Origin of the sequence: Proteus penneri, from assembly GCF_022369495.1 — a bacterium.
GTDB lineage: Bacteria > Pseudomonadota > Gammaproteobacteria > Enterobacterales > Enterobacteriaceae > Proteus > Proteus penneri.
Window position 1 is genome coordinate 3,240,976 of sequence record NZ_CP059690.1, and the last position, 21,948, is coordinate 3,262,923.

The 21,948-nt window shown below is 40.6% G+C and carries 18 protein-coding genes; 12 read left to right on the forward strand and 6 right to left on the reverse strand.

Going from position 1 to position 21,948, the window contains the following annotated elements:
- Positions 1–20: 20 nt before the first annotated feature.
- The 6 genes from H1225_RS14580 to recG all read left to right on the forward strand — a co-directional run bounded on the left by H1225_RS14580 (position 21) and on the right by recG (position 6,870).
- Positions 21–638: a trimeric intracellular cation channel family protein gene (locus tag H1225_RS14580; RefSeq protein WP_006534609.1), complete on the forward strand. Its 618-nt coding sequence runs from the start codon at positions 21–23 to the stop codon at positions 636–638.
- Between the two features lie 306 nt (positions 639–944).
- Complete coding sequence (gmk, locus tag H1225_RS14585) at positions 945–1,568, forward strand: guanylate kinase (RefSeq protein ID WP_006534608.1); 624 nt, start codon at positions 945–947, stop codon at positions 1,566–1,568.
- Positions 1,569–1,622: 54 nt separating this feature from the next.
- Positions 1,623–1,898 (forward strand): DNA-directed RNA polymerase subunit omega, encoded by a 276-nt coding sequence (gene rpoZ / locus H1225_RS14590; protein ID WP_006534607.1) that lies wholly within the window; start codon positions 1,623–1,625, stop codon positions 1,896–1,898.
- A 28-nt stretch (positions 1,899–1,926) separates the two neighbouring features.
- Positions 1,927–4,053: a bifunctional GTP diphosphokinase/guanosine-3',5'-bis pyrophosphate 3'-pyrophosphohydrolase gene (gene spoT / locus H1225_RS14595; protein ID WP_109395897.1), complete on the forward strand. Its 2,127-nt coding sequence runs from the start codon at positions 1,927–1,929 to the stop codon at positions 4,051–4,053.
- 2 nt (positions 4,054–4,055) lie between these two features.
- Positions 4,056–4,778, forward strand: a complete 723-nt coding sequence (trmH, locus tag H1225_RS14600) for a tRNA (guanosine(18)-2'-O)-methyltransferase TrmH (protein WP_109848001.1) — start codon at positions 4,056–4,058, stop codon at positions 4,776–4,778.
- Between the two features lie 4 nt (positions 4,779–4,782).
- On the forward strand, positions 4,783–6,870 hold the full coding sequence (gene recG, locus H1225_RS14605) for an ATP-dependent DNA helicase RecG (RefSeq protein ID WP_109848002.1): 2,088 nt from the start codon (positions 4,783–4,785) through the stop codon (positions 6,868–6,870).
- 164 nt (positions 6,871–7,034) lie between these two features.
- Here recG and gltS read toward each other — a convergent pair whose 3' ends face one another.
- Positions 7,035–8,252 (reverse strand): sodium/glutamate symporter, encoded by a 1,218-nt coding sequence (gene gltS, locus H1225_RS14610; protein WP_072064843.1) that lies wholly within the window; start codon positions 8,250–8,252, stop codon positions 7,035–7,037.
- A gap of 241 nt (positions 8,253–8,493) precedes the next feature.
- Here gltS and H1225_RS14615 point away from each other — a divergent pair, with 241 nt between their 5' ends.
- The 3 genes from H1225_RS14615 to H1225_RS14625 all read left to right on the forward strand — a co-directional run bounded on the left by H1225_RS14615 (position 8,494) and on the right by H1225_RS14625 (position 12,010).
- A complete protein-coding gene (locus H1225_RS14615; protein WP_072064847.1) occupies positions 8,494–9,885 on the forward strand; it encodes a uracil-xanthine permease family protein in 1,392 nt (463 codons plus the stop codon).
- A 121-nt stretch (positions 9,886–10,006) separates the two neighbouring features.
- Positions 10,007–11,683 carry an AsmA family protein gene (locus H1225_RS14620; protein ID WP_239739209.1) on the forward strand — a complete coding sequence of 559 codons (1,677 nt, stop codon included), beginning with the start codon at positions 10,007–10,009 and terminating at the stop codon, positions 11,681–11,683.
- Positions 11,684–11,770: 87 nt separating this feature from the next.
- Complete coding sequence (locus H1225_RS14625) at positions 11,771–12,010, forward strand: hypothetical protein (protein ID WP_072064850.1); 240 nt, start codon at positions 11,771–11,773, stop codon at positions 12,008–12,010.
- An 81-nt stretch (positions 12,011–12,091) separates the two neighbouring features.
- Here H1225_RS14625 and rluF read toward each other — a convergent pair whose 3' ends face one another.
- The 5 genes from rluF to typA all read right to left on the reverse strand — a co-directional run bounded on the left by rluF (position 12,092) and on the right by typA (position 17,412).
- On the reverse strand, positions 12,092–12,973 hold the full coding sequence (gene rluF / locus H1225_RS14630; protein WP_239739210.1) for a 23S rRNA pseudouridine(2604) synthase RluF: 882 nt from the start codon (positions 12,971–12,973) through the stop codon (positions 12,092–12,094).
- Between the two features lie 184 nt (positions 12,974–13,157).
- Positions 13,158–14,072: a fatty acid biosynthesis protein FabY gene (fabY, locus tag H1225_RS14635; RefSeq protein WP_072064853.1), complete on the reverse strand. Its 915-nt coding sequence runs from the start codon at positions 14,070–14,072 to the stop codon at positions 13,158–13,160.
- 36 nt (positions 14,073–14,108) lie between these two features.
- Positions 14,109–14,546: a D-aminoacyl-tRNA deacylase gene (gene dtd, locus H1225_RS14640; RefSeq protein ID WP_072064855.1), complete on the reverse strand. Its 438-nt coding sequence runs from the start codon at positions 14,544–14,546 to the stop codon at positions 14,109–14,111.
- Positions 14,547–14,613: 67 nt separating this feature from the next.
- Entirely contained in the window at positions 14,614–15,231 is a 618-nt protein-coding gene (yihX, locus tag H1225_RS14645; RefSeq protein WP_006534588.1) for a glucose-1-phosphatase, read from the reverse strand.
- Positions 15,232–15,576: 345 nt separating this feature from the next.
- Positions 15,577–17,412, reverse strand: a complete 1,836-nt coding sequence (gene typA / locus H1225_RS14650; RefSeq protein ID WP_006534586.1) for a ribosome-dependent GTPase TypA — start codon at positions 17,410–17,412, stop codon at positions 15,577–15,579.
- Between the two features lie 359 nt (positions 17,413–17,771).
- Between typA and glnA the strand changes: the two genes are divergently transcribed.
- The 3 genes from glnA to glnG all read left to right on the forward strand — a co-directional run bounded on the left by glnA (position 17,772) and on the right by glnG (position 21,848).
- A complete protein-coding gene (gene glnA / locus H1225_RS14655) occupies positions 17,772–19,181 on the forward strand; it encodes a glutamate--ammonia ligase (RefSeq protein WP_072064860.1) in 1,410 nt (469 codons plus the stop codon).
- Positions 19,182–19,366: 185 nt separating this feature from the next.
- Complete coding sequence (gene glnL, locus H1225_RS14660; RefSeq protein ID WP_072064861.1) at positions 19,367–20,413, forward strand: nitrogen regulation protein NR(II); 1,047 nt, start codon at positions 19,367–19,369, stop codon at positions 20,411–20,413.
- A gap of 10 nt (positions 20,414–20,423) precedes the next feature.
- On the forward strand, positions 20,424–21,848 hold the full coding sequence (glnG, locus tag H1225_RS14665; protein ID WP_006534580.1) for a nitrogen regulation protein NR(I): 1,425 nt from the start codon (positions 20,424–20,426) through the stop codon (positions 21,846–21,848).
- Positions 21,849–21,948 lie beyond the last annotated feature (100 nt).

The following is a 21,948-nucleotide window of genomic DNA, read 5'->3' on the forward strand; positions in this document are numbered from 1 at the left end:
AGTCAAAAAATTAGAAAATCATGTTACTTAGTGTTCTCTATATTATTGGTATTACTGCAGAAGCCATGACCGGTGCACTTGCTGCTGGTCGTCGTAAAATGGATGTTTTTGGCGTTATTATTATCGCCTCTGCAACTGCCATTGGTGGTGGCTCTGTCAGGGACATTCTACTGGGCCATTACCCCCTCGGTTGGGTAAAACATCCTGAATATATTGTCACTGTTGCATGTGCTGCTGTTATCACCATGTGGGTTGCTCCCATGATGAAACACTTACAGCGACTCTTTCTTATCCTAGACGCCATCGGTCTAATGGTTTTCTCTATTATCGGCGCACAAATCGCACTCGATATGGAGTATGGCCCAATTATTGCTGCTATTGCCGCAGTGATTACAGGTGCTTTTGGCGGTGTATTAAGAGATATGCTTTGTAATACCATTCCTCTCGTGTTCCAAAAAGAAATTTATGCCGGTATCGCTTTTGGTGCTGCGTGGCTTTATATGGGATTACTGTTTTATACACCGTTACCAAGAGACGTCATTATCATCATTACCCTAATTGCTGGGTTAACAGCTCGACTTCTCGCTATTCGTTATAAATTGGGCCTACCTGTCTTTAATTACGAGAATCAAGATTAACGAATCGCTATTTTAACGACAGCGGTTCTTTTTGATTCTGTGGGGTATCTCAAAATATAATCTCTTTTCGCTATTGTGATAAAAGGTAATTCCTATCACTGAGCCTTTAATTGTATGTTAATATTGACATAGTTTAATTTTTCTCTTGTTTCTATATTCAGAAAATAGAATGTAATAAGAAAAAAATAGCTCTGTATTAAACATGGGCGCTGTATGTCATTCATTGTATGTGTATACTATATGGGGGGATTTACTCCCTAAACATGTATTTATACTTAATTCTCCAGTCAAATTCAGAAAGTCATCATGATCCAAGGAACACTTTATATTGTTTCCGCCCCAAGCGGTGCGGGTAAATCAAGTCTTATTCAAGCGCTGTTAAAAACACAGCCTTTATATGACACGCAGGTTTCTGTCTCTCATACAACCCGCCCAATGCGACCGGGAGAGAGCCATGGTGAACATTACTTCTTTGTTACTGAAGAAGAATTTAAAAGCATGATAGACAGCGGAGATTTCCTCGAACATGCTTGTGTCTTTGGTAACTATTACGGCACATCAGGCAAAGTTATCAAAGAAATTTTAGCCAGTGGTGTTGATGTCTTTTTAGATATTGATTGGCAAGGCGCACAACAAGTGCGTAAAGCGATGCCTGAAGCTCGCAGTATTTTTATTCTGCCACCGTCAAAAGAAGAGCTTTACCGCCGACTTCGTGGACGTGGCCAAGATAGCGAAGAAGTGATTACAAAACGTATGTCACAAGCTGTATCGGAAATGGAACATTTTAATGAGTATGATTATTTGCTGATTAATGATGATTTCAATACTGCGCTTGCTGATTTACAATCAATTATTCGTTCAGAAAAATTACGCCTTGATCGTCAAACGCTACGACATGGTGATTTAATCAGCAAATTATTGGCAGACTGAGTTAACTTTCAGTATTATGCCCAGTCATTTCGTTAATGGTGGAGTAACACAAATATGGCACGCGTAACCGTTCAAGACGCTGTAGAAAAAATTGGTAACCGTTTTGACCTTGTTCTGGTCGCAGCACGTCGTGCGCGTCAGCTACAAGTTGGCGCTAAAGACCCTTTAGTTCCAGAAGAAAATGATAAAATGACTGTTGTCGCGCTACGTGAAATCGAAGAAGGCCTGATTAACGGTAAAATTCTTGATGCTCGTGAACGTCAAGAGCAGCAAGAGCAAGAAGCAGCAGAATTACAAGCTGTTTCAGCGATTGCGGAAGGTCGTCGTTAATCGTTTATAAAATAGGGGTAGGTCTGCCTTGTACCTGTTTGAAAGCCTGAATCAAATCGTTCAAAAATACTTGCCATCGGAGCAAGTTGAACAACTTAAAAAAGCCTTTATCGTCGCCCGAAATGCCCACGAGGGGCAAACTCGTTCAAGTGGTGAGCCTTATATTACTCACCCTGTTGCGGTTGCGTGTATTCTTGCAGATATGCGATTAGACCACCAAACGCTAATGGCGGCGCTATTGCATGATGTTATCGAAGATACTCCTGCAACCTTCCAAGATATCGAAAACCTATTTGGTAGTACGGTGGCCGATCTTGTTGAAGGCGTGTCTAAACTTGATAAATTGAAGTTTAGAGACAAAAAAGAGGCTCAGGCTGAAAACTTCCGTAAGATGATTATGGCGATGGTAAAAGATATCCGCGTCATTTTGATCAAACTGGCAGACCGAACTCACAATATGCGCACTCTGGGATCATTACGCCCAGACAAACGTCGCCGTATTGCTCGCGAAACACTCGAAATTTACAGTCCTCTTGCACACCGTTTAGGTATACACCATATCAAAACAGAGCTTGAAGAGCTGGGTTTCGAGGCGCTACATCCTAATCGTTACCGTGTAATCAAAGAAGTCGTTAAAGCTGCTCGAGGCAATCGTAAAGAGATGATTAATAAAATCCTCTCTGAAATTGAAGGTCGCCTAACGGAAGCGCATATCGAATGCAAAGTTAACGGTCGCGAAAAACACCTTTACTCTATCTATCGAAAAATGTTGTTAAAAGAGCAACGTTTTCACTCGATCATGGATATTTACGCCTTTCGCGTTATTGTGAAGGAAGTCGATACCTGTTATCGGGTTTTAGGGCAAATGCACAGTCTTTATAAACCACGTCCCGGTCGAGTTAAAGACTATATTGCCATCCCCAAAGCCAATGGCTACCAATCTCTTCATACCTCACTAATTGGCCCTCATGGAGTACCCGTTGAAGTGCAAATTCGTACGGAAGATATGGATCAAATGGCTGAAATGGGGGTTGCTGCGCATTGGGCTTATAAAGAGCAAGGTGAACAACCGGGCACAACCGCACAAGTAAGAGCTCAACGCTGGATGCAAAGTCTACTTGAATTGCAACAAAGCGCGGGTAGCTCATTTGAATTTATCGAAAACGTAAAATCCGATCTTTTTCCTGATGAAATCTACGTTTTCACGCCAGAAGGTCGCATTGTTGAATTACCAACGGGTGCGACTCCTGTCGATTTTGCTTATGCGGTCCACACAGATATCGGCCATGCCTGCGTGGGCGCAAGGGTTGATAGACAACCTTATCCTCTTTCACAATCGCTACGCACAGGACAAACGGTTGAAATCATTACTGCTCCAGGCGCAAGACCAAATGCGGCTTGGCTAAACTTTGTCGTCAGTTCAAGAGCACGCTCTAAAATTAGACAACTGCTGAAAAACCTAAAACGTGAAGACTCTATTAATTTAGGTCGCCGTTTACTCAATCACGCATTAGGTGAGCACAAGCTTGCTGATATTTCAGCAGAAAATATTGAGCGTGAGTTGAAACGGATGAAACTTCATTCAATCGACGACTTAATGGCTGAAATTGGTTTAGGTAATACCATGAGCGTTGTTGTTGCGCGTAATTTATTGATTGATAGTCAAAATCAAGATGAAAACGCACAAACCGAAACAACCAATGATGCTCCACCTAAACTCCCAATTAAAGGTGCTGATGGCGTATTGATCTCCTTCGCTAAATGTTGTCGCCCTATTCCGGGAGATCCTATCGTTGCACATATTAGCCCGGGTAAAGGTTTAGTTATTCACCATGAGTCTTGTCGTAATATTCGTGGTTACCAAAAAGAGCCTGAAAAATTCATGCCTGTCGAGTGGGACAAAGAGATCAACAGCGATTTCATTACTGAAATTAAAGTCGATATGATTAACCACCAAGGTGCTTTAGCAAACTTAACCGCAGCTATTAATGATGCAAATTCAAGTATTCAAAGTATGAATACAGAAGAGAAAGATGGTCGCGTGTATTGTGCTTTTATTCGCTTAACAGCAAAAGACCGAATTCAATTAGCCAATATCATGCGTAAACTTCGTATCATGCCAGACGTTCTGCGCGTTAGCCGTAATAAAAACTAGTCATGAATTCAATTCGATATGCCCGCATCTGTCAAATGATGGCGATGCGGCAACCTGACCTGACGATTTGCCTTGAAGAAGTGCATAAATCCCATAATGTGGCTGCTGTTATAAGGACAGCTGATGCCGTGGGTATTCCTAAAATTCATGCTATTTGGCCTGAAGAAAAAATGCGAATGCTCGTATCACCAGCAGCCGGAAGTAACAGTTGGGTTAATGTAGAAACACACCCCACAATCACTGATGCCGTAGGTGCCTTTCGTACTCAAGGTATGCAAGTTCTTGCGACACATCTCTCAGATAAAGCCGTCGATTTTCGTGAGATTGATTACACTCGCCCAACTTGTATTATTATGGGACAGGAAAAAACCGGTATCTCACAAGATGCGATAGCGCTTGCCGATCAAGATATCATTGTTCCTATGATGGGGATGGTGCAATCACTGAATGTTTCAGTTGCCAGTGCTTTAATTTTATATGAAGCACAACGCCAACGTCAGGCTGCGGGTATGTATAATCGAACAGAGAGCACCTTAACAGAAGAAGAACAACAAATTCTGCTATTTGAAGGTGGATACCCAGTATTGGCAGAAGTTTCTCGTCGAAAAGGCCTGCCTCGCCCATACATTAATGATCGTGGTGAAATTGAAGCACCTGAGTCATGGTGGGCAGAAATGCAAATGACACAAAAGCAACTTAGGAAATTAAAAAAGACGGAGTATTGATCCCATGAAAGGAAAACTGCTTGATGCAATCCCCTTAACCACTCTTCACGGCGTAGGTGCAAGTCAGGCAGACAAGCTGGCAAAAATAGGGCTTGTGACTATTGAGGATTTGTTACTCCACCTTCCTTTGCGTTATGAAGATCAAACGCACCTCTATGCTATTAGCGATCTTCTTCCCGGTATCCCTGCCACTGTTTCAGGTGAAGTATTAAGAACTGAAGTCAGTTTTGGTCGACGAAAAATGATGACCTGCCAAATTTCTGATGGCTCAGGTATTTTAACGCTTCGCTTTTTTAACTTTACAGTTGCAATGAAAAATAACCTTGCTCAAGGTAAACAAGTCATCGCCTATGGTGAAGTAAAGCGAGGAAGTCGTGGCCCTGAAATTATCCACCCTGAATATAAAATCAAAGTGGCAGGTGCTGAGGTTAAACTACAAGAAACACTCACCCCGATTTATTCAACAACCGAAGGCTTACGCCAAACATCATTGCGAAAACTGATAGAGCAAGCGTTAGAATTACTTGATACCTGTGCTATTAATGAATTATTGCCCGATCAATTTATTCATGGTTTACCTCCATTAGCCACCGCATTACGTACACTGCATAATCCTCCCCCTGATATCGCTTTTGCACAGCTTGAAAAAGGACAGCACCCTGCTCAAAAAAGACTCATTATTGAAGAGTTACTCGCCCACAATCTAGGTATGCTCAATGCCAGAGCTGGTGCGCAATCTTATCGTGCAGAACCGCTGTTTATGCCAAGCACTTCCACATTACGCCAGCAATTTCTCGCAATGCTACCTTTTACCCCGACAAATGCTCAACAACGTGTCGTCAATGAGATAGAAACAGATTTAGAAAAAAACTATCCGATGATGCGATTAATCCAAGGAGATGTAGGTTCAGGTAAAACGCTAGTTGCAGCATTAAGTGCATTACGTGCTATTGCAAATGGTAAGCAAGTGGCGTTAATGGCTCCAACAGAATTATTAGCAGAACAACATGCATTGACGTTTAGAAAATGGTTTGAGCCTTTTGGTATCCAAGTGGGTTGGTTGGCTGGAAAGCAGAAAGGGAAAGCTCGCGAGGCACAGCAAAACGCCATTGCGAATGGTGAAGTATCGATCATTATTGGAACGCACGCTATTTTCCAAGAACAAGTTAAATTCCACTCTCTAGCCTTAGTGATTATTGATGAACAACACCGATTTGGTGTACATCAACGCCTCGCATTATGGAAAAAGGGCGAAGAGCAAGGCTTTCATCCCCATCAATTGGTGATGACAGCAACGCCGATCCCTCGCACATTAGCCATGACAGCCTACGCTGATATGGACACCTCTATCATCGACGAATTACCACCGGGACGCACACCTGTTACCACTGTCGCTATCCCTGATACTCGCCGTAATGACATTATTGAACGCATTAGGTTGGCTTGCACAGAAGAAAAGCGACAAGCCTATTGGGTATGTACCTTAATTGAAGATTCTGATGTTCTTGAAGCGCAAGCAGCCCAAGTTATCTATGATGAGCTTACAATTGCACTCCCTGAAATCAAAGTAGGGTTGGTACATGGGCGAATGAAGCCCGCAGAAAAACAGGCCGTAATGACCGCATTTAAAGAAAATGAACTCCAACTTTTAGTTGCAACAACAGTGATTGAAGTTGGCGTTGATGTGCCTAATGCCAGTTTGATGATTATTGATAATCCAGAACGGCTAGGCCTTGCACAGTTACACCAACTACGTGGACGTGTAGGTCGAGGCGCAATCGCCTCTCATTGTGTCTTGTTATATAAAACACCACTCACTCAAACGGCACGTTTGCGATTGCAGGTATTAAGGGATAGCAATGATGGCTTTGTCATTGCACAAAAAGATCTAGAGATCCGTGGCCCCGGTGAGCTTTTAGGTACCAAGCAAACGGGTAATGCACAATTTAAAGTCGCTGATTTATTGCGCGACCAAGGACTTGTTCCTGAAGTTCAGCGTATCGCTCGTTACCTGCATCAACACTATCCTAAACATTCTCAAGCCTTAATCGAACGCTGGCTACCTGCTAAAACACAATACAGCCAAGCTTAAAGTTTCTCTTTTACATGGCTTAGCGTGCGTTTAAACTCGCTTTAGGTCGATCTTGAAATATATTAGTAAGTTACATATCACATAGAAAAACACCTCAATGCCGATATCCAACATTGAGGTGCTCTTTAACGTTTTTGAAGCTATTTTAATTTATAGCAACCAAACTATCCTGCAACTATAGGCGTAAAGAATGGCAATAGTAGATACAGTTTGATCACTATCGCATTCACAATATCAATAAAGAATGCCCCTACCATTGGTACGACTAAGAACGCAAGATGAGAAGGGCCAAAACGATCTGTAACAGCTTGCATATTCGCAATCGCCGTTGGTGTTGCTCCTAAACCAAAACCACAGTGACCCGCTGCTAAAATCGCCGCATCGTAGTTTTTACCCATGACACGGAAAGTAACAAAAATTGCATAAAGTGCCATTACACCTGCTTGAACACCAAGGATAACCAGCATTGGGATCGCCAGTGAAGCCAGTTCCCATAATTTCAGGCTCATTAATGCCATTGCTAAGAATAACGATAAACTCACGTTACCTAAAACTGACACCGCTCTATCAAAAACACGGTAGAACCCAAGCATTGAAAGGCTATTACTTAAAATAACACCAATAAACAGAACACACACAAAGGTTGGTAGTGAGAATGCCGTGCCTTCTAACAATTGAGAAAGGAACGTACCGGCCATTAAACAGATAGAGATCATCGCAATGGTTTCTAACAATACCATTGAAGTAATCATTCTACCTGTAGTGGGTTTCTCAAAGGCCGTTGGCATTTCATGATCATCAGCACCAATTCCTGGTGTTGGAATATTTTTGATTAAATAACGCGCAACTGGGCCACCAATCAATCCACCTAAGACCAAACCAAAGGTTGCACACGCCATTGCGACTTCAGACGCACTCATGAAGCCATAACTTTCAACGAACGTTTTACCCCAAGCAGCCCCTGTACCATGACCACCCGATAATGTAATAGAACCAGCCAATAATCCCATAAGAGGATCAAGGCCTAACATTTTCGCCAATGCAATACCGACAGTGTTTTGCACTAATAACAACCCAACAACAACGAAAACGAAAATAAAAAGCGCTTTTCCTCCCGCTTTTAAGCTTGCAAGGTTCGCGTTTAAACCAATTGTTGCAAAGAAGGCTAGCATTAATGGATCTTTAAGTGAGAGATCAAAACTGACTTCCCAATCCATAAAAGATTTAGATGCTAATAGAAGAACTGCAACAAGTAGCCCACCTGCAACAGGTTCTGGGATCGTATACCGTTCTAAAAAAGGAACAGATTTCACTAACTTACGTCCGATCAAGAGAACCAAAGTGGCCGCAACCAGCGTGCCATAAACATCAAGATGATACATTTATGTACCCCGTCTTATTTGTTAATTTTATATAAAAATACTACGACGCTAAGTTCATCCATAAACAACGCCAAAAGCAGGTATCCCCGATTAGAAAAAAAAACGCAGACAAACACAAGTTAAAACATATAAAAATGTGAGCGCCTCTTATGCATTTTAATAACATCATTTTCACGCAAACGATTGCTTTTGTGGCGCAGATCATTAAAATACTGTTTTTGTCGAATAAGAAATTCACACCATGGTTACTTCAGAAAAACAAAATTTGCCTAAAAATAGTGATGTTTCAATTAAAAAAAATAGCGAACTTCTTTTTGCTTTAGAAGAGAAACCGCCATTACCACAAACACTTTTTGCTGCTTGCCAACATCTTTTAGCTATGTTTGTCGCGGTTATCACGCCTGCGATCCTTATTTGCCAAGCATTAGGATTACCTGCACACGATACTCAACGCATTATTAGCATGTCTTTATTTGCATCAGGTATTGCCTCTCTTATTCAAATTCGAGCATGGGGACCGATAGGTTCAGGATTATTATCAATCCAAGGAACAAGCTTTAACTTTGTTGCTCCGCTCATTATGGGAGGATTAGCACTTAAAAATGGTGGAGCAGATATTCCTACAATGATGGCGGCCCTTTTTGGGACATTAATGGTCGCCTCATTAACCGAAATCATCCTTTCTCGTGTACTTCACTTAGCAAGACGTATCATTACACCATTAGTTTCAGGTGTCGTAGTAATGATAATCGGCCTCTCTTTAATTCAAGTTGGATTAACTTCAATTGGTGGTGGTTATGCTGCTATCGAAAATAATACCTTTGGTTCACCACAAAACCTGTTATTAGCAGGCTCTGTTCTTATCGTTATTATTTTACTTAATCGACAAAAAAATCCTTACTTACGCGTTGCTTCTTTAGTCATTGCAATGGCTGTGGGCTATGTTCTTGCTTGGGCTTTAGATATGTTGCCCACACCAGTAGAACATCAAGAAACACCTTTTATGACTATTCCTGAGCCGTTTTATTATGGGCTGTCATTTGATTGGCACTTGCTTATTCCTTTAATGCTGGTGTTTATGATCACTTCACTAGAAACCATTGGCGATATCACGGCAACTTCTGATGTTTCAGAACAACCCGTCAGTGGCCCTTTGTATATGAAACGGATCAAAGGAGGCGTATTGGCTAATGGAATTAACTCTATGGTTTCGGCATTTTTCAATACCTTTCCAAACTCTTGTTTTGGTCAAAATAATGGTGTGATCCAATTAACTGGTGTTGCTAGTCGCTACGTAGGCTATGTTGTTGCCGCGATGCTCATTATCTTAGGATTATTTCCGTTTGTCGCAGAATTTGTGCAAAGAATTCCTGAACCAGTATTAGGCGGAGCTACATTAGTCATGTTCGGTACGATAGCTGCGTCTGGTGTACGCATTGTTTCTAAAGAAGCGTTAAATCGCCGAGCCATCATGATCCTTGCGATTTCACTTGCGGTAGGGCTGGGCGTTTCACAGCAGCCTCAAATATTACAATTTGCTCCAGATTGGCTAAAAACATTGCTGTCATCAGGTATTGCTGCAGGTGGCTTAACGGCAATTATTCTTAATCTTATTTTCCCTCAAGAAAAGTAGTTGCCATAAATTATAACAGTTAAATAATCTTGTTTTATCTAGTGATGAATACTTGAGCATCGCCTAGTTTTCAGGCATAACTGTATACTGTTTTGATGGAGTATAAAACAGGAGAAGGGCAATGCGCTGGCTGATGAAAAGTATGGTATCTCTGATACTTATTGTTATTTTATTTATTATTATAATTTACGCTTTTATTCAGACTCAGTGGGGAGCGCAAAAGACAAGCGAATGGCTAACAGAATACACTGATTATGATATTCGCTTCTCAGGTATTGAACATGACCTTATGCAGCCCGAACAAGTTATTGTTTATGATCTCCTCGTTAATCCTAAACAAGATAAAGCCAGAGTATCGGCAAAATCAGCACAAATCCGATTTGATTGGCAATTTTTTACCACCCCTTCCCATCTGCAAAAAATTACATTAGAAAATGGCAATATTGAATTTACCAATAAGTCTCCATCAATACCGTTAAGTGCTGATATTCTGCAATTTAAAAATATGATTTTAAACAGCACCAATGCGGATTTTTCTTTCGAAGCAAACAAAGTGACGGGGGGAATTACACCTTGGGCACCTACATCGGAAGATTTTATTGGAGCAGGCCATTTTCAATTTTCTATTGCTGATGGAATGATAAATAATAATAAATTCAGTAACTTTATTATTTCTGGTCAATATCAGCCCAATAATATTCAAATAGAAAAACTAGGAACGCATTTACTTAATGGCTCACTCTCATTAAGTGGTCAGTATCAAGATAATCAATGGAAGTTTGATGAAGTTTATATGAATGGCTTACGCTGGCAATCTTCGCAAACTTTTAATGAATTAATTCAATCTCTCTCTGAGTACCCACGCATTAGCATAAGAGCGCTTAATATTGTTGATTTTACGGCTGAAGGGAAACAGTGGGCAATGAGTGGTTTTGATGGGCAATTTTCTCAATTTAATTGGGATAACGCTCTTTCATTTACAACCGGCGAGCTCAATACAAATGACCTTGTTTTTCAAGATGAGCATTTCACTGATCTTATCGCAAAACTCAACCAGCAGAACAATCAACTCAATCTAGATAACCTCAGTTTACGCTATGAAAAAGGCTTAATTAAGCTTGCTGGTCATTGGAATAAAGACAATAAAACCATCACGATCCAAGATGCCACACTATCAGGTCTTTTATATACGTTACCTGAAAATTGGCTCAATTTTTTAGCTAAACCGATAGATACCAAGAGTAATATTCAAAATATCACTATCGAACAGTTATCTATCAACCAATCTATTTTGATTGATATCACGCCGGAATTTCCATTTCAATTCACCAACTTAACAGGAAAATTGCAAAATTTAATGGTTGCAAAAGAAGGTGAATGGGGATTATGGCAAGGTTCAGCCGTATTCAATGCAGATAGTGGAACATTAAATCGCATTGAATTACGTCGCCCTGATTTAAAAATTGTCACTCAGCAAGATAACGCTATTATTGAGCAATATTCAGCATTTATTGGTGACGGCATTGTTCGAGGTTCAGCCGGCTTAATCCAATCTAACCAACAACGCCAATTTTCACTTATTACTAATGGTTTAAATGTACCTTTATCAATACCTTATACATTAGGTTTAAAAACAACCTACTCTGATGAAATAGGTCAATTTACACTAAAATTGAAAGGTAATTTACGTGCAAGCCCAGTGATATCAACACTCAATGGCACATTGACTGGAAGTAAAGGTGAGCAACAAATACTCAATTCAGAAATACAAAATGGTGAAATAATTAATCACCTATAATATTGATCTTTCGCAGGAGCACGGATTGCTCCCTTAATAAAAAGCGTTACAATGCGCTATTGCCCTTTTCTTTATCGTGGAGTTTTCATGTCTGACGAAGATTTTTCCCCTGAAAAAATATCTTTAAACACGTTTCAACAATCTCCTTTAACTGCACTTAAAGATAACAGCACACTGCTTGTGTGTGATGACAACAAAACTCCGTTGTTCTATTGCCTTTCTAAAGAAGACTATGACGCCTTAATTGAACGAGTTATGGATGCCGAACTTGCCGCGATAGTGCTTGAACGTCGTCAAAATAAATTAGATGAGTTGAATTTAGACTAACTTTATTGATGCCTAAATAGAACAAACAAAAAACACCCTTTCAGGTGTTTTTTTGTTTTTATCGCATCTACAAAAATGAAATTAACGTTTTTTCTTTTTTCGACCCGGCTGAGCAAAGCGCTTACGAGAGTTATTTTCCGTTTCTTTAGTTTTTGTTTGAGGAATGCGAATACCCAAGGCTTTTGCATTACTGCTGATTTGTTTCTTCGGCTTATTTTGCTTAGCTTTTGGTGGTGCTTCTGACGTTGATTTTTCAATCGCATCAAAGAGTTTGATCAGCTCATCATCCGTCAAGTCTCGCCATTCACCGACTGGTAATCCAGATAAGCTCACATTCATAATACGAACACGTTCAAGCTTAGTGACTTCATAACCAAAATATTCGCACATACGACGAATTTGGCGATTTAACCCTTGAACTAAGGTTATACGAAACACCATCGGCGCTTCTTTCTTGACCTTACATTTCTTGGTTTTTTGTCCCATGATAGGAACACCCGCACCCATTCCATGAATAAATTCATCAGTGATCGGTTTATTCACTGTCACAAGGTACTCTTTTTCGTGATCATTACCCGCACGTAGGATTTTATTGACTAAATCACCGTGGTTGGTCAAGAAAATCAATCCTTGTGAATCTTTGTCCAAACGTCCAATTGGGAAAATGCGGGTGCTGTGGTTAACATAGTCAACAATATTATCTTTTTCGCCATCATCTGTGGTACTGACAATACCCACAGGTTTATTCAGCGCAATCAGCACCAGCTCAGAATTATCCTGTGCTTCAATCAATCGACCATTGACTTTGACTTCATCGCCAGCAAATACTTGGTCGCCAATACTGGCGCGTTTGCCATTAATAAGGACAAGTCCTTGCTCAATATAACGGTCAGCCTCACGACGTGAGCAGATCCCGCTTTCACTGATATATTTATTAAGACGAGTAGATAAATTGGTGTCCATGCTTCCCTCCGTAAACTGCGAAATATACATCAATTGGATAGGGATAGAAACTCTATAACACTAGCATTCAAGAATAGATTTTTTATACTCTGTTTTTTTAATTAAAAACGCAGAAAATAGAAAAAGTAACCCAAAAGAAAATAATAATTTCCCTTTAAATTACTTTTAAAGATAGCTAGCTGAATTAGCACTGCTTATTTTGTGAAGGTAAAACAATATAAGTACCACTAAAAACAGCACCAACACCTTCATCACCACAAATATCAACATCTAGCTTAATTCGTGCCTTACTCCCCTTCGCTAATCGCCCTAAATCTCCGCTTAAATTTTCCATATCAGCAACGGCAGCAGGACGCCCTGATACAGGTTTGCGATAACGAATATGCGCATCCACCAACACAATATCACCTTGCAACTTATGTTCTTGCATTAATAGCCAAATCAATCCCCAACCCGTTAATGTTGCGAGTGAAAATTGGCTGCCTGCAAAAATAGTGTGGTGAGGGTTTTGGTTCCCCGCTTCTGGAATAGTGGTGTAAAAACGTGTTCCCGTATATTGAGTAATACGTAACCCCATTTTTTCACTTAAAGGAATATGTTGATGCCACTGTTTTTGTAATTCAGCACACCAATCAGGCCGATGAAGAATATCATCTAAAGACTCAATACTTTTTTTCATAAAAAAGTGCTTAATGGGTGTTGTTTGCGGGCCTGTCACTAAACCACAATTTTCATAACCCAATTTTTCAAAGAAACTTACAGATTCTTCTCTCGCACTACACACTATTCGTTTTATACCCTCTTGGCGAGCCAATGACTCAAGTGCCATAGCAACGAGAGTACCTAAACCTTTACCTTGTGCATCCGTGTGCACCGCCATAAAGCGAATAGCACCCTCATTATCGGCATTGATATAGAGTCGTCCAATCGCAACAGGTTGTCCTGTTTCATCGACAACCATTTGGTGATGTGCAAAGGTGTCATAACCGTCTTTTTCAGAGCCTTCAGGTTGATGTAGAGGTTTACGAAGCATTTCCCAGCGAAAAGCATAATAGGCATCAAATTCGGCCTCTGTTTTTGGGGTTCGTAAATGGTACATATCTGAGCTCCTTTTAACATCACTGCTCGTTCGATGTTATACCTGTAACCAGAAGGTAACAGGGCCATCATTCGTCAGTGTAATTTGCATATCTGCGGCAAATTGGCCTGTTTGCGTTTCTAAGCCTTGTTGCTGACATTGTTCAATAAAGTAGTGATAGAGATTTTTCGCTAATTCTGGGGGGGCGCCATTCGAAAACCCAGGACGCATTCCTTTTTGTGTTTCCGCGGCAAGTGTAAATTGAGAGACAACTAATAAACTGCCACCAGCTTGTTGCACATTTAGGTTCATTTTGTCGTTTTCATCACTAAAGATGCGATAACCACATACTTTTTCACATAATCTTTTGGCTTTCTGTTCGTTGTCGTCTTTCTCTACACCTAATAAAACCAATAAACCTTGATTAATAGCACCGACTGTTTCACCTGCAATATCCACTTTTGCCTGTGTCACTCGTTGAATTAATGCGATCATACTCTCTCCAAAATAAATCAATAAAAAAGGATAACAAACTCAGCCTATTGTTATCCTTACGATAGCATTATTCTTCTACTGGGAGAGAAAAATCATAATCTTTGAAGTAATCAATAATGGTATTTTTATCAACCACATGCACGGCTTTCATACCAACCGAAAGAGCAGCATCGACATTAGCTTGTAAATCATCAAAAAAAATGGCGTCTTGTGCTTCAACATTTTCAGACTCCAAAACATACTTAAACAGTTCAGGATCGGGTTTTCTCATACCAAGATCTTGCGATAAGTAGAGGAAATCAGCGGAAGCTGCGATTTCAGGATAATGCTCTGGCCAGTAATCATGATGCAAGCGATTCGTATTTGATAACACCACAACCCGATGTCCTTGCTCTCTTAATTTATTCATTATATCAATGACTTCAGGTCGTACTGCGATAAAAATAGCCTGCCATCCTTCAGCAAATTGCTCAAAACTTAAGTTCATGCCAAGTTCTGAGTTAATTTCTTCAGCAAATTCGATATCTGTAATATTACCGCGCTCATGTAATTTAAAAACTTCGCCGGCTGTGAAGTTCTTTTTTATACTTGCTAATGGAACACCACTAAGCTTACTCCATACTGCGAATACTCGGTTAAAATCGATATCAATAATCACATTACCCATATCAAAGATATAAAGCATAAATCCTCTCCATAATAGAAAACTCGTTTTACTTTAATCATAAATCGCGTTACTGAACAGGCTTAAACGCTAAAAAAGTACAATAATCACACTTAATTTTTTGTAAAACATAAAATCCAAAGAGGGAGAGATAAAAAAAGAGATGAGAAGCATCATTACCTAGAATGGAATTATGAGGTGATGATAAAACATGATAAAAGGTGGGAGAAGAAAGGATTGAGAGAAAACTTATGCGGCAGAGATTATTTTCCACCGCATTCGTCTTTTATAGCAACATAGACTCTTGATGAGTATAAACTCAGGGCGCTAAACGCGCCCTAAGAATTATGTTATCAAAATAACGAATTAGTCTTTGCTACGGTAAGCACGACGACGATCGTTTTCTGACAGATAACGCTTACGCAGACGAATAGACTGCGGAGTAACTTCAACTAACTCATCGTCATCAATAAATTCTAGTGCTTGTTCTAATGTTTGTTTCAGGTGTGGAGTCAGCGTTGTCGCCTCATCGGTACCAGAAGCACGCATGTTAGTCAGCTTTTTACCCGTTAAACAGTTTACTGTTAAGTCATTAGAGCGAGTATGAATACCAATTACTTGGCCTTCATAAACTTCTGCACCATGAGTAACGAATAATTTACCACGGTCTTGTAAGCTATACAGTGCGTAAGCAACGGCTTTACCTTGGCCATTAGAGATCATAACACCATTATTACGGCGACCAATTTCACCTGGACGAACATCATCATAGTGACTGAATGTTGCATACAGTAAACCAGTACCTGATGTCATGGTCATAAATTCAGTACGGAAACCAATCAGACCACGGCTAGGGATAATGTAGTCTAAACGTACACGTCCTTTACCATCTGGTTGCATATCACGCATTTCGCCTTTACGCTCACCCATCGCTTGCATCACATCACCTTGGTGCTGTTCTTCAATGTCGATAGTCACTTGTTCAAAAGGCTCTTGTTTACGACCGTCAATATCACGGAAGATAACTTTAGGGCGAGATACGCCTAATTCGTAACCTTCACGACGCATATTTTCAATCAGAACTGACAGGTGAAGCTCACCACGACCTGATACACGGAATGCATCTGGATCTTCTGTTTCTTCTACACGTAATGCAACGTTATGGACTAACTCTTTTTTCAGACGATCTAAAATCTGACGAGAAGTCACAAACTTACCTTCACGGCCACAGAAAGGTGAAGTATTAACACAGAAATACATGCTAACAGTTGGTTCATCAACGGCTAATGCAGGTAGCGCTTCAACAGCACCCACTTCACAAATCGTATCAGAGATATTCAGTTCACCTAAACCAGTGATTGCAATGATATCGCCAGCTTCAGCAACATCAACTTCGATACGCTCTAAACCTAAATGGCCTAAAACTTTACCGACTTTACCATTACGGGTATTACCTTCGCTATCGATAATAGTCACTTGCTGGTTAGGTTTAACCTTACCACGCTTGATACGACCGATACCGATAACACCTAGGTAGTTGTTGTAGTCCAACTGAGAAATTTGCATCTGGAATGTACCTTCCAGATCAACTTTTGGTGGCTCTACATATTTGACAATAGCTTCATATAACGGAGTCATATCTTCAGCCATGTCATTATAATCTGTTCCCGCAATACCGTTTAATGCAGATGCATAGATAATTGGGAAATCAAGTTGTTCGTCAGTTGCACCTAAGTTTACGAACAGGTCAAATACCTGATCAACAACCCAGTCTGGACGCGCACCAGGGCGGTCAACTTTATTGATAACAACAATTGGTTTTAAGTTGTTAGCAAACGCTTTTTGTGTCACAAAACGAGTTTGTGGCATTGGGCCATCCATCGCGTCAACCAGCAATAGAACGCTGTCTACCATAGACATAACGCGTTCTACCTCACCACCGAAGTCGGCGTGTCCTGGGGTATCTACGATGTTAATACGATAGTCATTCCATTTAATCGCTGTGTTTTTCGCAAGAATAGTAATTCCGCGCTCTCTTTCGAGATCATTTGAGTCCATCACGCGCTCAGCAACGGTTTCACGTTCACCGAACGTACCAGATTGCTGTAGTAATTTATCGACGATAGTTGTTTTACCATGGTCAACGTGGGCGATGATGGCGATATTACGCAAGTTTTCGATCACAAAATTTGCCTCAGGCATTGTAGAAATAAGCGCAGTATTGTACACGCTTTAGACGAGAGACTAAACAAGATCACAATAATGATTGCTTAACAATATGCAATTAATTGAATTGTGATCCTTTTCACGCCTCAGAATTTAGTAGTATCCGTTCCATTGCACCAAAACAGTGCAACTAATTAGGCTTAATTTGCACCAAGTTTGTGCAATAATTAAAAAATCACAGGAGATATTCTACACTAAACTTCATCAATACAGTATATATCCCTTTTTAGATAAGTTGGCATGCTTTTCGCAATAGAATTCAGGTGAGCAAAAAATTCACCGAAAAATGTGTAAGGCCACTGCACTCAATAAAACCATTCGCCAGGAGAGTTCCTATGTCCCTTGAACATGTGTTATCCATGATTGAAGAACATAAAGTTAGATATATTGACTTACGTTTCACTGATACCCGCGGTAAAGAACAACATCTTACTATTCCGGCTCATCAGGTTAACGATGATTTCTTTGAAGAAGGAAAAATGTTCGATGGTTCCTCTATTGGTGGCTGGAAAGGCATTAACGAATCAGACATGGTACTGATGCCTGATGCAACAACCGCAATGCTCGACCCATTTTTCCAAGATCCAACCCTGATTATTCGTTGTGACGTTTTAGAACCAGGCACAATGAAAGGTTATGACCGCGACCCTCGTTCTATTTCAAAACGTGCTGAAGACTATTTAAAATCAAGTGGTATTGCAGACACAGTACTGTTTGGGCCAGAACCCGAATTCTTTCTATTTGATGACATTCGTTTTAAAAACGATATTTCAGGTGCTTCTTACGCTATCAACGATATTGAAGCAGCTTGGAACACCAATACCAAATATGAAGATGGCAACAAAGGTCACCGCCCTATGGTGAAAGGGGGTTATTTCCCACTGCCACCTGTTGATTCATCACAAGATATTCGTTCTACCATGTGTAACATTATGGAAGAAATGGGCTTAGTGGTTGAAGCACATCACCATGAAGTAGCAACTGCAGGTCAAAACGAAGTAGCAACTCGCTTCAATACCATGACCAAAAAAGCAGATGAAACCCAAATTTATAAATACGTGGTACAAAACGTGGCTCACGTATTTGGTAAAACAGCGACCTTTATGCCAAAACCTCTCGTGGGTGATAACGGTTCAGGTATGCACTGCCATATGTCACTGTCTAAAAACGGTGTAAACCTGTTCGCAGGTGACAAATACGGCGGATTATCTGAAATGGCGCTGTATTACATCGGCGGTATTATCAAACATGCTCGTGCACTCAATGCGTTCACTAACCCAACCACTAACTCTTACAAACGTTTAGTCCCAGGTTTTGAAGCACCTGTAATGCTGGCTTACTCTGCGCGTAACCGTTCAGCGTCAATTCGTATTCCAGTGGTTGCCAGCATGAAAGCACGCCGTATTGAAGTACGCTTCCCTGATCCTTTAGCAAACCCTTATCTCGCGTTTGCAGCTCAATTAATGGCTGGTCTTGATGGAATTATCAATAAAATTCATCCTGGTGATGCTATGGATAAAAACCTCTATGACTTACCGCCAGAAGAAGCAAAAGAGATCCCAACGGTCGCAGGTTCATTAGAAGAAGCATTAAATGCATTAAATGCAGATCGTGAATTCTTAACCCGCGGTGGTGTATTTACTGATGATGCTATTGATGCTTATTTAGAGTTATTACGTGCGGATGTTCAACGTGTACGTATGGCGCCACATCCTCTTGAATTTGAAATGTATTACAGCGCTTAAGATAAGTTTTACTGATAAAAACTTAAGCCAAGATGTAAAACTGTTTTTTTTTGCCGTGAAGCTATTTTGCCCATCTTCGGATGGGCACTTTTCTCCCACTTAAGGAGTCCATCTATCACTTACGCATTGGTTCATTAATGCAATAAAGGTAAGATGCACTAAAATGGTGCAAAGAGGTATTCAATATGGAAACGGCAGACTTACCTGACAATACATTAATTTTAGACTCATTGATTCACTCAGTATTGGTTATCAACAAAGAGTTTATTATTTGCTACGCAAATCATTCTGCGTTACAGGTTTTAGCACAAAGCCGTCGAAAATTATTTGAAACACCTTTCACTGCCCTTTTCAGCTATTACTCCTTTGATGCTGATTTAATGCGTGAAACATTAGCAAATGGACAAAGCTTTACCGACAATGAAGTGATATTGGTTGTAAATAACCAATCACACACAATGTCGCTCAGTGCCCAACCTATTTCCGAGCAACATATTTTGCTGGAACTGGCGCCTATGGATAGTCAACGCCGGTTAAGCCAAGAGCAGATACAACAAGCCCAGCAAATGGCTGCTAGGGAATTGGTTAGGGGGCTGGCACATGAAATTAAAAATCCGTTGGGCGGATTACGGGGTGCGGCTCAATTGCTCGCAAAATCCTTACCTGATCCTGCTTTAACGGAATATACGCAAGTCATTATTGAACAAGCTGATCGCCTACGTGTGCTGGTGGACAGATTACTCGGCCCCCAACATCCAGGCACAAAAACACATCAGAGTATTCACCATGTCGTTGAGCGCGTTGCTCAACTTATTTCTCTCGAATGCCCTGAAAATGTTACCTTGCTAAAAGATTACGATCCCAGCTTACCTGAGTTATCACATTACCCCGATCAAATAGAACAAGTACTCCTAAATATTACTCGTAACGCCTTACAAGCTGTTGAAAAAACAGGAGGGACGATTATTTTGCGTACCCGTACTGCTTTTCAAGTCACACTCCATGGTGAGCGCTACAAACTGGTTGCGCGTATTGATGTCATTGATACGGGTGATGGCATACCTCCTCATCTACAAGATACACTTTTTTATCCTATGGTAAGCGGTAGAGAAGGAGGTAATGGATTAGGGCTCTCTATTGCGCGTAATTTAGTCGATCAACATGCAGGTAAAATCGAATTTACCAGTTGGCCCGGAAATACTGAGTTTTCTATTTATTTACCAATTAAGTAGGAGATAACCAATGCAAAAAGGAAATGTATGGGTTGTTGATGATGACAGCTCAATTCGCTGGGTACTTGAACGTGCCATTTCTCGTGAAGGTATATCTTGTAAAACCTTTGAACATGCGAATGATGTGCTTAATGCACTCAATACAGAAATACCTGATGTGTTGTTATCAGACATTCGTATGCCTGATATTGATGGTTTATCTCTTCTTAAAATCATTAAAGAAAACTACCCTACTTTACCCGTGATAATTATGACTGCACATTCTGATCTGGATGCTGCAGTAAATGCTTATCAACAAGGCGCTTTTGATTACTTACCAAAGCCATTTGATATCGACGAAACATTAGCATTAATTGACCGCGCTATTACGCATTATCGCGAGCAAAAACAACCGAATACCGATGAAACCTCACTGCAATCAGTTACCGATATGATTGGTGAAGCGCCTGCAATGCAAGAGGTTTATCGTATTATTGGTCGACTTTCTCGTTCCTCAATCAGTGTACTTATTAATGGAGAATCGGGTACGGGAAAAGAGCTAGTCGCACATGCATTACATCGCCACAGCCCAAGAGCTTCCTCTCCTTTTATTGCTCTCAATATGGCAGCTATTCCTAAAGATTTAATTGAATCAGAGCTTTTTGGTCATGAAAAAGGGGCATTTACAGGTGCTTCTCAAGTACGACAAGGGCGATTTGAACAAGCCAATGGCGGTTCTCTTTTTCTTGATGAAATTGGTGATATGCCTCTCGACATTCAGACACGGTTACTGCGAGTGCTTGCTGAAGGGCAATTTTATCGAGTCGGCGGTTATGCTCCAGTTAAAGTTGATGTGCGCATTATTGCCGCTACACATCAAGACTTAGAAAAGCGCGTTCAAGCCGGTGATTTTCGTGAAGATCTCTATCATCGACTTAATGTAATACGTATTCAATTACCACCATTACGTGATAGAACGGAAGATATTCCCAGCTTAGCGCGCTATTTTCTGCAAAAAACAGCTAAAGAATTGGGCGTCGAAGCCAAAGTATTACATCAACAAAGTTTGCAAATCATGATGGAATACAACTGGTCAGGCAACGTTAGACAATTAGAGAATGTGTGTCGCTGGTTAACGGTAATGACGGCAAGCCAAGAGATTATGCCTCAAGATTTACCACAAGAAATTCGCCAACCTGATGAGAGAGCCAAAAATATCAATCGAATTGCTTCTTCTCAACATTGGTCACAACATCTTTCATTATGGGCAGATGAAGCATTAGGGGAAGGAAAAGAAAACATCTTAACAGATGCTCTACCTCAATTTGAACGCACACTATTACTCAGTGCCTTGGCATATACACAAGGGCATAAACAAGATGCCGCACGACTATTAGGTTGGGGCAGAAATACACTAACCCGTAAATTAAAAGAGTTGGGGATAGAGGAATATTAATCCTCTATACTCGTCATCCTTCAAGTTGCAAGGGTGTTGGCTACGCTCAGCTATCCCGAATCACATACATGAGTATGCTCATCGGGATATCTTTGCTTGC

Bases quoted from the DNA above. Each gene is read 5' to 3' on its own strand.
- H1225_RS14580 (WP_006534609.1), top strand. From the start codon at position 21: ATGTTACTTAGTGTTCTCTATATTATTGGTATTACTGCAGAAGCCATG.
- gmk (WP_006534608.1), top strand. From the start codon at position 945: ATGATCCAAGGAACACTTTATATTGTTTCCGCCCCAAGCGGTGCGGGT.
- rpoZ (WP_006534607.1), top strand. From the start codon at position 1,623: ATGGCACGCGTAACCGTTCAAGACGCTGTAGAAAAAATTGGTAACCGT.
- trmH (WP_109848001.1), top strand. From the start codon at position 4,056: ATGAATTCAATTCGATATGCCCGCATCTGTCAAATGATGGCGATGCGG.
- recG (WP_109848002.1), top strand. From the start codon at position 4,783: ATGAAAGGAAAACTGCTTGATGCAATCCCCTTAACCACTCTTCACGGC.
- gltS (WP_072064843.1), bottom strand. From the start codon at position 8,252: ATGTATCATCTTGATGTTTATGGCACGCTGGTTGCGGCCACTTTGGTT.
- H1225_RS14615 (WP_072064847.1), top strand. From the start codon at position 8,494: ATGGTTACTTCAGAAAAACAAAATTTGCCTAAAAATAGTGATGTTTCA.
- H1225_RS14620 (WP_239739209.1), top strand. From the start codon at position 10,007: ATGCGCTGGCTGATGAAAAGTATGGTATCTCTGATACTTATTGTTATT.
- H1225_RS14625 (WP_072064850.1), top strand. From the start codon at position 11,771: ATGTCTGACGAAGATTTTTCCCCTGAAAAAATATCTTTAAACACGTTT.
- rluF (WP_239739210.1), bottom strand. From the start codon at position 12,973: ATGGACACCAATTTATCTACTCGTCTTAATAAATATATCAGTGAAAGC.
- fabY (WP_072064853.1), bottom strand. From the start codon at position 14,072: ATGTACCATTTACGAACCCCAAAAACAGAGGCCGAATTTGATGCCTAT.
- dtd (WP_072064855.1), bottom strand. From the start codon at position 14,546: ATGATCGCATTAATTCAACGAGTGACACAGGCAAAAGTGGATATTGCA.
- yihX (WP_006534588.1), bottom strand. From the start codon at position 15,231: ATGCTTTATATCTTTGATATGGGTAATGTGATTATTGATATCGATTTT.
- typA (WP_006534586.1), bottom strand. From the start codon at position 17,412: ATGCCTGAGGCAAATTTTGTGATCGAAAACTTGCGTAATATCGCCATC.
- glnA (WP_072064860.1), top strand. From the start codon at position 17,772: ATGTCCCTTGAACATGTGTTATCCATGATTGAAGAACATAAAGTTAGA.
- glnL (WP_072064861.1), top strand. From the start codon at position 19,367: ATGGAAACGGCAGACTTACCTGACAATACATTAATTTTAGACTCATTG.
- glnG (WP_006534580.1), top strand. From the start codon at position 20,424: ATGCAAAAAGGAAATGTATGGGTTGTTGATGATGACAGCTCAATTCGC.